This window comes from Moorena sp. SIO3E8 (genome assembly GCF_010692445.1).
GTDB classification, from domain to species: Bacteria; Cyanobacteriota; Cyanobacteriia; order Cyanobacteriales; family Coleofasciculaceae; genus Moorena; species Moorena bouillonii.
The window spans coordinates 1-10929 of the sequence record NZ_JAAHHM010000073.1; the positions used below are offsets into that span (position 1 = coordinate 1).

13 protein-coding genes and 2 pseudogenes are annotated in these 10929 nt (G+C 42.2%); 13 read left to right on the plus strand and 2 right to left on the minus strand.

Features of this window, described 5'->3' with window-relative positions:
- The 3 genes and pseudogenes from F6K46_RS25030 to F6K46_RS25040 all read left to right on the plus strand — a co-directional run.
- Positions 1-164: pseudogene (locus F6K46_RS25030) on the plus strand (IS4 family transposase); the annotation flags it as partial.
- Complete coding sequence (locus tag F6K46_RS25035) at positions 158-967, plus strand: nucleotidyltransferase family protein (RefSeq protein WP_293062197.1); 810 nt, start codon at positions 158-160, stop codon at positions 965-967. The pseudogene F6K46_RS25030 and the gene F6K46_RS25035, both read left to right, overlap by 7 nt.
- A gap of 538 nt (positions 968-1505) precedes the next feature.
- Positions 1506-2576, plus strand: a complete 1071-nt coding sequence (locus F6K46_RS25040) for an NAD-dependent epimerase/dehydratase family protein (RefSeq protein ID WP_293062115.1) — start codon at positions 1506-1508, stop codon at positions 2574-2576.
- On the opposite strand, the gene F6K46_RS25045 is transcribed toward F6K46_RS25040, so the two are convergent.
- Positions 2554-2757, minus strand: a complete 204-nt coding sequence (locus tag F6K46_RS25045) for a hypothetical protein (RefSeq protein WP_293062117.1) — start codon at positions 2755-2757, stop codon at positions 2554-2556. The two genes, F6K46_RS25040 and F6K46_RS25045, sit on opposite strands and share 23 nt — an antisense overlap.
- Between F6K46_RS25045 and F6K46_RS25050 the strand changes: the two genes are divergently transcribed.
- Both F6K46_RS25050 and F6K46_RS25055 read left to right on the plus strand, forming a co-directional pair.
- A complete protein-coding gene (locus F6K46_RS25050) occupies positions 2748-2951 on the plus strand; it encodes a hypothetical protein (protein WP_293117455.1) in 204 nt (67 codons plus the stop codon). The two genes, F6K46_RS25045 and F6K46_RS25050, sit on opposite strands and share 10 nt — an antisense overlap.
- Before the next feature lie 47 nt (positions 2952-2998).
- The gene (locus tag F6K46_RS25055; RefSeq protein WP_293062121.1) at positions 2999-4834 is read left to right on the plus strand and encodes an ABC transporter ATP-binding protein; all 1836 of its coding nucleotides are present in this window, start codon (positions 2999-3001) and stop codon (positions 4832-4834) included.
- 63 nt (positions 4835-4897) lie between these two features.
- Here the strand turns inward: F6K46_RS25055 and F6K46_RS25060 are convergent, their stop codons facing one another.
- Positions 4898-5035 carry a hypothetical protein gene (locus F6K46_RS25060; protein WP_293117458.1) on the minus strand — a complete coding sequence of 46 codons (138 nt, stop codon included), beginning with the start codon at positions 5033-5035 and terminating at the stop codon, positions 4898-4900.
- A 500-nt stretch (positions 5036-5535) separates the two neighbouring features.
- On the opposite strand from F6K46_RS25060, the gene F6K46_RS25065 reads away from it, so the two are divergent.
- From F6K46_RS25065 to F6K46_RS25095, 8 genes and pseudogenes are all read left to right on the plus strand, one after another.
- Positions 5536-6036 carry a hypothetical protein gene (locus tag F6K46_RS25065; RefSeq protein WP_293062125.1) on the plus strand — a complete coding sequence of 167 codons (501 nt, stop codon included), beginning with the start codon at positions 5536-5538 and terminating at the stop codon, positions 6034-6036.
- 84 nt (positions 6037-6120) lie between these two features.
- Positions 6121-6510: a hypothetical protein gene (locus tag F6K46_RS25070; protein ID WP_293062127.1), complete on the plus strand. Its 390-nt coding sequence runs from the start codon at positions 6121-6123 to the stop codon at positions 6508-6510.
- Positions 6507-6713 (plus strand): hypothetical protein, encoded by a 207-nt coding sequence (locus tag F6K46_RS25075; RefSeq protein WP_293062129.1) that lies wholly within the window; start codon positions 6507-6509, stop codon positions 6711-6713. Before F6K46_RS25070 ends, F6K46_RS25075 begins: the two co-directional genes overlap by 4 nt.
- Positions 6714-6729: 16 nt before the next feature.
- Positions 6730-7806 (plus strand): NAD-dependent epimerase/dehydratase family protein, encoded by a 1077-nt coding sequence (locus tag F6K46_RS25080; protein WP_293062131.1) that lies wholly within the window; start codon positions 6730-6732, stop codon positions 7804-7806.
- A 172-nt stretch (positions 7807-7978) separates the two neighbouring features.
- Positions 7979-9241 carry a hypothetical protein gene (locus tag F6K46_RS25085; protein WP_293062133.1) on the plus strand — a complete coding sequence of 421 codons (1263 nt, stop codon included), beginning with the start codon at positions 7979-7981 and terminating at the stop codon, positions 9239-9241.
- A gap of 69 nt (positions 9242-9310) precedes the next feature.
- Positions 9311-10327 (plus strand): glycosyltransferase family 61 protein, encoded by a 1017-nt coding sequence (locus F6K46_RS25090; protein WP_293062134.1) that lies wholly within the window; start codon positions 9311-9313, stop codon positions 10325-10327.
- A 16-nt stretch (positions 10328-10343) separates the two neighbouring features.
- Positions 10344-10607 (plus strand): annotated as a pseudogene (locus F6K46_RS40245) (sulfotransferase); the annotation flags it as partial.
- Positions 10608-10625: 18 nt separating this feature from the next.
- Positions 10626-10892, plus strand: a complete 267-nt coding sequence (locus F6K46_RS25095) for a hypothetical protein (protein WP_293117461.1) — start codon at positions 10626-10628, stop codon at positions 10890-10892.
- Positions 10893-10929: the final 37 nt, after the last annotated feature.

Genomic DNA, 10929 nt, shown 5'->3' on the forward strand with positions numbered 1-10929 from the left:
GGAGACATAGCAGTTTTTACATTGGTTTATATGGTCAAACCTGGGTAAAGTTTAAGGATTGTTGTCTAGAATTAGTAACCGAATTAATGAGACTCAATCCTAATAAACGAAAGTATTATCAACGAGGTATAAGGGCTAGGTTGCTTATAGAATCTGCATTTTAGCTTATTTCGTCGCCCCCTCAGTTAGGGAACAGGATTTTGAATCAATTAAAGGGGTTTTGAGGACTTTAGGGTATCATTTGGGTAGCTTCAGCTTTTCCTGGTCGCAAAATTATGTCCATGAGGGGACTCTAGTTAACCTTGATGTACATCGTAATCTGACTCAACCCTATTTTCCGTTTCGCCTTGATTTTAAAGCCTTGTGGCAGCACAAACAGCCGATCCAACTGATGGACCAGACCGTAGAGCATCTGGCATGGGAAGACTTGCTAGTGGTGTTGTGTGTTCAGGTAGCAAAAGATGCCCATCATCATCAAAAAGAATTATCGAAAGTTTGTGATATTGCTGAGGTGATCCGCGCCTATCCTAATCTAGATTGGGACAAGGTTTTAGCCCGTGCCACTGCTTGGGGAGGAAAACGACTACTTTTGTTTGGACTATGTCTAACTCATGACTTGTTAGCAACTCCTCTACCCCCATTAATTTGGCAGAAGATTAAGTCGGACTTGGTGGTGCGAGTTTATGCACAACTAGTGGGGCGACATATTTTGTCAGAGGAGGATGTTTATAGTTCCCGGGGAAAATTAGGGATGCTATTGCGGGGATTGATGTTGTTAGAGTCTCCCTTATTGCTAAGCCATAGTAATCAAAAACTTCTTTCTCATATAATACTAGCAAGATTTAGGCAAAAGTTTGGCTATTCCGTACTTGTTATGCTAAATAAACACTTTGACAAAGGGAGCAGGGAGCCTCGGAGCAGGGAGCAGATAATAGGCAAGAGGCAAGAGGCAAGAGGCAAGAGGTAAAAAATCCTGTGTATCTCATAGCTATAAAAAACGCTATATCAGCCCATAATTATTCACTAAACGTAAATTAAGGATTAAACGTTTTCTACCAAGTAACATAATTTTCCGGAAAGCTATCGATTATTAAGAATAAATAATTGGATCCTAAATAAGGGCTTATTTTCCGAATTGCTTTAGAAAAAATATCAACATTTAAATCGGGGCTACCTACACCTTAATTAACTAAACTACTAAACTAAAATTAAATAGTATCTAGCTATTACTATCTAGATACTTACGTTTAGGAGTGGGCTTCGATGGTCCTGTTGATCTCAGTCTCTCCCCATACTACTTTTCTAAGGTTTTTATGTCAACGCCAGGAAAGGGAGTAATGGGGAGATGTTGTGTCTATGGTTTTAGGGAGTCGGGAGTCGGGAGTCGGGAGTAGGGAGTCGGGAGTCGGGAGTCGGGAATAGGGAAAAAATTATGTGTACCTCATTACTATGAGAAACACTATAGTTTCAGTCTAAATTATTTACCTAAAAAATTAAGCTTTTCTATGAAAAAATTACTGGTAACAGGCTCCTCAGGATTGATTGGGTCTGAAGTTTGTAGTTACTTTGCTCAACAAGGTTGGCAAATTCACGGTATTGATAATAATCAACGGGCTGTTTTCTTCGGTTCCCAAGGGGATACACGCTGGAATCAGCAACGGTTGGAAGAGACAATTCAAGATTTTGTTCATCATGAATTCGATATACGCGATCGCAAAGGTATTTTAGACCTAATGGCGCAGCTCAAGCCAGACGCGATTGTACATACAGCAGCCCAGCCTTCTCACGACCGCGCCGCAGCAATTCCTTTCGCTGACTTTGATACCAACGCAGTGGGGACGTTGAACTTGCTAGAAGCTGCGAGGCAATCTTGTCCAGAGTCGCCCTTTGTACACATGTCTACCAATAAAGTGTATGGCGATCGCCCCAATACTATTCAGCTTAAGGAACTAGACACTCGTTGGGATTATGACGACCCGGCTTACACCAACGGTATTCCTGAAACCTTTAGCATCGATCAATCAAAGCACTCTTTGTTTGGCGCATCCAAAGTTGCTGCTGATGTGATAGTGCAGGAATATGGTCGCTACTTTAACATGCCCACAGCTTGTTTACGGGGTGGTTGTCTGACCGGACCAAATCATTCCGGTGTGGAACTCCACGGTTTCCTAAGTTATCTGGTCAAGTGTAATCTCGAAGGTCGGGAATACAAGATTTTTGGCTACAAGGGTAAGCAAGTACGGGATAATATCCACTCTCTGGATGTGTCGCGGTTTATTCACGCTTTTATCGAAGCACCTCGAATAGCAGAAGTTTATAACATCGGTGGCGGAAAAGGCAATAGCTGTTCAATTCTCGAAGCGTTTAAGCTGGCAGAGAAGTATAGTGGTAAAGCGATGCACTATACCTATCTACAAGATAATCGGATTGGCGATCATATCTGTTATTACTCCGATTTGAGTAAGATGCGTGAGCATTACCCTAGTTGGGATATTTCCGTTTCCTTGGAAGAAACAATTCAGCAAATTGTGGAATCTTGGCAAGCTCGTTTGGCTAAATCAGCAGTAACCGTTTGAGTATATAGCAGTTTGGGATTTTGTTAAGTACATAGTTCTGGGGAGTAGGGAGCAGGGAGTAGGGAGTAGGGAGTAGGGAGTAGGGAGTAGGGAGTAGGGAGTAGGGAGTAGGGAGTAGGGAGTAGGGAGTAGGGAAAAAATCCTGATTATCTCTTGTCTGTTGCCTTTTGCATGGAAGCATTTCCCTACACCTCCCTCTGTTTCCCTGTTCCCTGTTCCCTGTTCCCTGTTCCCATCAATTCTAGTTTGATATCTGATTTTAAAACGCTATATATAGCGTTTATCGTAGCTATGAGGTACACATTATTTTTTACCTGTTCCCTGTTCCCAGATCCGCTGTTCCCTGCTCCCTGCTCCCTGCTCCCTGCTCCCTAAAAACCCGAAATTTTTACCTCACAAGTCGTAGAATTGCTATATCTATTGTGACAAAACTGAAAAAACTCATTCCTAATTTCCGCTCGCCAGCTTATCGTCTGGTCGGGGAGACAGCCCGGAAAAACTGGTGGCTGATTGGGATGAACCTGTTTACCAATCTCGTCAGTGCCGTCCTAGAGGGCAGCACCCTAGGTGTTATTTATCTGGCCGTGGGTTACCTAACCGGGACTGATGACCCTGGAACAGACACACCAACCAATCCAACCATAGCTAAAACCCTTGCATTGATTCTGCCTTTGCCACCAGAGCAAATGTTTTTAGTATTAATCTTTGGGGCAGTGGTGCTGCAAATCGGCTTAAGTCTGAGTAACTATCTCAATAAGGTATCCACAGCTTACCTATCGGCCAAAGCACAGCCCTATGTGACGGGGAAAGTGTTTGAACGGATTATGACCTTTAGCTATGGCTGTGTCAGCCGCTATAAGGTCGGTGACCTAGTACTTTTTACCAATGATGCGGCTTTCGCAGTCGATCAAAATATCACACAATTCAACAATCTGGTGGTGAGTGTGTCATTCTCCTTGGTGTACCTGGTTATTATCGTGCGTCTATCCCCAATCTTGGCAGGGGCGGCAACGGTGCTGATCCTGGCGGTGGCTTATGTGCAGTACAAGCTGATTCCCCGATTACGACGAGTGGTAAAGCGGGTGACCGCAAGCCAGGTGGAGTCGGCTAAGTATATTACTCAGAGCATCCAGGCCTTGAGGTTGTTGCATACCTTTGGTACCCAGCCACAGACACTAACGGGGGCAAATCAGATATTAGGTAAAATCGAGAAACAACTAAAAAAGCGGGCATTGGTCTTTTACCTGCCGGAGCCAATTTTAGAGACTTTGCCCATGGTAGCCCTGGGAATTTTGGCGGCTTCCGCAGTACTATTTGAAGGGGGTAAGGCGACAATCCTACCCCTGTTGTTGACCTTTTTGCTGGCCTTGCAACGGTTATCGGGGCGCTTGAGAGCAACTTCAAACACAATTACAGCTTTTGTGGATAACAGCGCCCGGATGGTACGGTTAGAGACAATTTTAGACCAGCGGGATAAGGTATTTGAGCACTCGGGCACGGAGCAGTTTACACGGCTAAGGGAAGATATTGAGTTTAAGTCTGTAAGCCTTTCCTATACTAACGATGATACGTTTGCCCTCAAGAATCTCACCTTTACTCTGCCCCGACATCAAGTAACTGCCTTAGTCGGGGAGTCGGGGGCAGGTAAGTCTTCGATTATAGATTTGTTCATCGGACTGTATCAACCGACGGCAGGACATATTCTAGTCAATGGTCGTCCTCTAGCAGACTATTGCTTGGAAGACTGGCGGCAACAGATCGGGGTGGTCAGTCAAGATACGTTTATTTTTAATGACAGTATTTTAGAAAATTTGCGTTACGGTCGTCCGTCAGCAAGCTTGGATGAGGTGGTGGAAGCAGCGAAAGCAGCCCAAGCCCACAAGTTTATTTTAGCCTTGCCTGATGGGTACGAAACGGTTGTGGGTGAGCGGGGCTATAAACTCTCGGGTGGACAGCGGCAACGATTGGCTCTGGCACGGGCATTAATTAAGCAGCCAGAGATTTTAATCTTGGATGAGGCAACCAGTGCCTTAGATAGTGAATCAGAGAAGTTGATTCAGCAGGCATTGGAACAGTTCCAGAAGGAACGAACAGTGATTGTTGTGGCACACCGACTTTCGACCATTGCTGAGGCTGACCAAATCTTAGTGCTAGAGCGGGGAGAGGTTGTGGAGCAGGGTACCCATAAGTCGCTTCTGCATCAAGGTGAGCGCTATGCAGGCTATTGGAAGTTGCAAAGTAGTCAGGTGGCAGTTTAAGGCATTAGCTTGAGGCACTGCTGTTTGATTCTTGACCCTAAAATTGATCAGGGAGTGGAGAGCTTACAAGGGTAGGTTTTTTACATTTGGGTCGGCAGTCGGGAATCGGGAGTCGGGAGTTGCTGATAAGGGTAGGTTTTTAACTTTGACCTCAGGTGTGGGGTGTGGGGTGTGGGGTGTGGGGTATATAGCAATTATCATAGTCATGAGGTACTTTCGTTCTGGCTTTTAGGGAGCAGGGAGCAGGGAGCAGGGAGCAGGTAAGAGGCAAGAGGTAAAAAATCCTGTGTACCTCATAGCTATAAGAAACGGTATAATAAAATGTACTTAATTTGTCGTTAAAAATCATCAAGACAATAAAAGTACGTACTCGCCCCTTTGTAAAAAACCTACCCTTGTAAGGGGCATCCTGCCCGCCCGAAAATATCCGGTGCGCTTGACCCATTAAGAATTTAATTCGCTCAAGGTGCGCGAACGGGTCGCACCTCCAGGAACAGGCAAGATGCCCATTCCACAAAACTCTTAAAATCATTCTATTATTAAGCAACGCCTCAGCTCCTCTATTTTTCTTATCATTTTTCTAATCACCCGTTCGCCCACACCCCACACCCTACCAAGTTCACCAGGTTGCTGATCACCCAGTCAGGTATCTAAATGTAGGTACAGACGTGAAATAGATTCAACATTTCTGGTGTATGGTTATGTCTTCGAACACTCTCAATATTACTTCCACTGCTGAAATTGTCAGCTCTATTAGGGAAAAGGGCTATTACTTCGCAGAAAGTGCATTAGATAAGATAGAGGCTGACCGGCTCTTAGAAGAAATCGACTTTGATGAGATTCTGATCAATAAAAATGACCTAGGTGTGGTTTGTTCAGGAAATCAGAAGTTTTTGAGCCATTGCCTGGCCAAATCGAAGCGAGCCTACGATTTGATTACGTCTCAACAGGTTTTAGATGTTTGTAATGCTTATTTCCAAGCAGGATATCAGCTGATAAATCACAGGTTCTCTCAGACCCGTCGAGGGTTTTATATGCCCTGGCACACAGACAATAATCTGCTGCTAGGTAGTCAGTTTTTGCGTAAGCACGAGATGCAAGGTCTGGTATTTATTATATATCTTTCCGAGCCAAATTTAAGCCCGTTTCAGTATATTGAGGGTTCCCACCTTTGGTCATCAAAGTATGACGATCAAATTTAGATCAGCGATCGCTGGGTTCAGACGCACTATCAGCAGGATATCAGAACCTTTGAAATAAAGAAGGGCGACCTCATCATCTTTGATTTGCATGGTATTCATCGAGCACGCCCGTTTAAAGACAGACATCATGTTCGAAATAGTTTTCAGTTCCAGGTCGAGCAAATTAAAGATGAATATCTTGGCCATGGAGAGCAAAATCTGGTCAATGCTGGGTTTATCGATAACCCTAGTCCAGACCTTTTCAACTACTTAGGATTTGGCATTCAGCGAAACTATCCAGTCTTTCCGAATAGTTCAATCGCAACTATGGCTATGCCAGAGCTAATGAAGTTATATAAGCAGCTTTTGCTCCTGACGCTTAAGGCAATCACTACGAACCTAGCCAAAGGGCTGCTAACTGGAGAATTGCAGGTGAGTTTAAAACATAAACTATGGCATCCTAAATTGCCAAGTTCAAACAGCAGAAAGAGTTGATTCAGCAGGCATTGGAACAGTTCCAGAAAGAACGAACAGTGATTTTTGTGGCACACCGACTTTCGACCATTGCTGAGGCTGATCAAATCTTAGTGCTAGAGCGGGGAGAGGTTGTGGAGCACGGTACCCATAAGTCACTTCTGCATCAAGGTGAGCGCTATGCAGGCTATTGGAAGTTGCAGAGTAGCCAGGTGGCAGTTTAACAGTTTAAGGAATTTTATGAAACTTTTTATTACAGGAATTTGTGGCTTTGTGGGCAGTACCCTGACTAAGGCGTTACTTGACCATAAAGCAGATTTAGCCATTACGGGTATTGACAACCTATCTCGGTCAGGCTCTTGGCTTAATCGTGAGATTTTGACTAAGCAAGGGGTGAAGGTGGTTCATGGTGATATTCGTAATGCCAGTGACTTGGAAGCTTTGGGTCCCTTTGACTGGGTGATTGATTGTGCGGCGAACCCTAGTGTATTGGCAGGGGTCGATGGTCAATCGAGTAGTCGTCAACTGATTGAGCATAATCTGGGTGGCACAATTAACTTGCTGGAGGCGTGCAAACGTTGGAATGCAGGTTTCATACTGCTCTCAACCAGCCGGGTATATTCAATTCCACCATTGGCACAATTAAAGGTAGAGGTGCATGACCGGGCTTTTCGGCCTTGTTTAGCTGACTCGTCTAGTTGGCCAGTAGGATTGAGTGAGCAGGGGATTAGTGAAGCATTTTCAACGGCTCCACCGATTTCGTTGTATGGTTCGACAAAGCTGGCATCAGAAACACTGGCACTGGAATATGGATTAACTTTTGGTTTTCCAGTTTGGATTAATCGCTGTGGTGTGTTGGCAGGGGCAGGGCAGTTTGGTCATCCAGGACAGGGGATTTTTGCTTTTTGGATTCATAGCTTTCGGGAAAAGCGATCGCTAAAGTATATCGGTTTTGGCGGTAATGGCTATCAGGTAAGGGATTGTTTGCATCCTAACGATTTAATACCCCTGCTAGAAAAACAGTTTGCTGAACCACTCTCAACAGATAAACCAAGAATCATTAATGTCAGTGGTGGAGTTGCCAATAGTATGTCGTTAAAGTTACTAAGTCAGTGGTGTGAAGATCGCTTTGGTTACAATGAGGTAATAAAAACTAACACCGAGCGACCTTTTGATATTCCCTGGATGGTGTTAAATTCTCAAAAAGCGGCTAGTGTGTGGGATTGGACACCACAAACTAAAATTTATGATGTCTTAAGTGGTATTGCTGATTTTGCAGAAGGTCAAGAAAATTGGTGTCGGTTATCGGCATCGTAAAATTTTCTAGAGAATTTATCTTAAAAAATAACTCTCCTAATCTTGGTATTCTAAAACTTCAAGATTTTAGTGAGATGGATATTATACTAAATCCAGTTTGCAAAGCAGCCTTAAAAATTAAAGGTCAATCAACCAATGATAGTGAGTTAAATTTTTAATAGATGTATTTTGTATGCTGTCATCATTCTATCAAGAATTGCTGTCCGATACTCCACCACCTTTATCTGAATCTCCTCTTGGGCCTAAACCTACCAATTTAGAAGAGAGAAAAAAAGCAGCTCATCAAATCTCTCAGCTTATGACTAGGAGTAGACCTTTTTGCTTCTTGCGTTTGGGGGATATGGATTTAGCTTACTTACTAGCATTTCAAGAAGGTAGATTAAATCAGGTTGAATTTGGGGAAGGAATCCCAAGCGGAACATTACCTCAAGGCAATCCTGGACTTGGGCCTAAGTATGCAAGACGCTTTCAAGAAGGATTTGAAAAAGGTGATTATGTAGACTTCCATGAACGTCTGTACCCGATGGAGCAGTGGATACCTTTGTGGAAGCATAATCGTTCCCCTAATTTATATCGAAACTCGAATCGTGAGACTTCCTATATCTTACTCACCTGGATGGAATATGAGTTTAAGGCGTATTGCCAAAACAGACGAGTCGGGATTGCTGGCGCAGAAGCTTCGTTGTTGAAAAACTTGAGCAGTGATCGTGAATGGCAAATAGCAGCACAACCTTTTTGGCCTAATTCAGCAAGTATTTTCTTTCATCAGGTTAGAGAAGATGGCCGACAACTAGATGCAAATTTAGATTTAATCAAGCAGGATCTCAAAGAATTCATCGAGGCTAATGAATTGGATACTCTTTTTCTTTCACTAGGAGGAGGAGCGAAGATTCTATGCTATGAGCTATCAAGAGAACACAATATATGTGCATTTGATTTTGGTTCTATGATTCGTGCTTTAACCTACAGTGCTTGTGATGGAAACCGTGCAGCAAGGTCAACCCATTCCCCCTTCCTCTTTAGAGTTCCCTTCAAAGCTATAATGTCGTCAATAGAGCTGACATATGGCAATCTTACCATTGAAGAGAAACTGGCAAAGGCTCATGCACAGCTACTTTTAGAGGTACAGAATAAAGAAAAAGGATGGACGCATACTGCTTTCGAGTATGATTTTTCTAAGGAAAATAAGTCATATTTTCAAGACTCATTTCGGGATTACGTCCGACAATATCGAAAGCTAGGAACTTTATCAAAACAGTGTAGAACAGAAAGAATCAATTTTCTTCACTTCTGTGGAAAAAACAAATTAACTCGTGAAGGGCAAGTATTTTACTTCATATTTTTAGCCAAGAATTTATTGAGGAAAAAACTGGAAGATTGTGTTACGATAGCAACTACTTTATCCTCACTTAATTTTTTACGTAAACTATCGTGAAGTCCTTGAATCATAATAAACTCTATAATGCTTCATATAAACTTGAATAGTCCTTTGATTCTAAAGACTTTGGCAACACACTCTTACAATAGTAAAGGTATTGTCTTTCCAATTAAAGATATTGCAGGTAAAGAAATATATTGGAGTAAAGGTCAATATCAAGTTCCGCTCAAGCCAAGATCATTAAATAAATTTCGTAATTCTATAATTTACAGTGCAGAAGGCTTTATCCAGAAAAAAAATGGTCAATTTTTGCGTGATACTTATTGGTGGGATGAAGCAATTACTGAGTATCAATTATTACGCAATTGGCGAACATTATTTTGTAAGCCCTTGAAAGGTAATTGGTTTTCAATGATACTTTATTTTTCATGGGGATATTATCATTGGTTTTGTGACATCTTACCTCGCCTTTACAAAGTACAAGACCTCTTACCTTCTGACACTCGTTTCATTATTCATAAAAATCCTCCTTTCTGGAAGCGTAAGAGCCTCGAACTCATGAACATTCCACTTAGCTTGTGTTATGAGTTCGATGGAAAGATTCCGCTAAAACTTGAAAATTTATACTTTATGCCTCCAGTTGCCATGACTGGGGATCACGATCCAGAAGCTTTACAGTGGGTTCGTAATCAGATGCTGCAGCGCTCAGGTATTGGTACTGTCACAATCCCGTCGTTACGACTATATGTGTCACGTTCTGCTGCTAGATGCCGTCGTATAGTGAATGAACGCGAACTGATGGAAAGACTCGAACCACTTGGATTTAAACTAGTGCAGGCCGAAAAACTTGCATTAGAAGAGCAAATCAAACTGTTTTCTCAAGCTGAATGGATTATTGGTCCTCATGGTGCTGGACTAACTAATATGCTATACGCGCCGACTGGAGCAAAAGTTATCGAGCTTTTTGAGCCTTCTATTCTACGTCGCTGTTATTACCAGATGTCAAAATCACTTAATCATATACATCATATTGCTGTGGGTCATCAAAGACATAACTTGGGTGCTGAGCCTAATATTTATCTTACAAATAAAAATATTGAAGATATTATCCATTTAATTAAAAACTATCATAATAGTAAATAATCATACACTTCCAAAAATGAAAATTTTTTGTATTGGAATGTTTAAGACGGGGACTACTACTCTAGGCGCAACGTTTGAGGATCTAGGTCTTAAGACTTTCCACGGACCCTACTGGTAAATTAATAATGACCCGTTTAACTTTAACCTGGATAACTTTTTTGTTCAGTCTGCCTTACTAGAACCAATACTTGAATAGTACGATGCTTTTCAAGATTATCCGTTTATGTTTATTTACCCATATCTCTCAGAGAAATATCCTGACGCTAAATTCATTTTGTCCGAGCGGTATCCAGTCAAGGTGGCGAAAATTGGTCGAAATATGTGGCTTATTTTGGGTAATAAAAAAACTGAAATTACCAACTTAGAAAGTTTTATACAAAGATATAACGAGCATAATAAAAGCGTGAAAGATTTCTTCAGGGACTCAGAACGCTTGCTTTGCCTAAAAGTTGGTAACCCAGATGATTTGTATAGGTTAGGCAATTTTCTAGGTATTCAACACCAAAATCTTTCTGTATGGCCCCATAAAAACAAGGGTAGATATGGGATTATGAATTATCTTTAAAGGCTGCCTTTATACTGGAGGTTTTACTGGTCTTTAA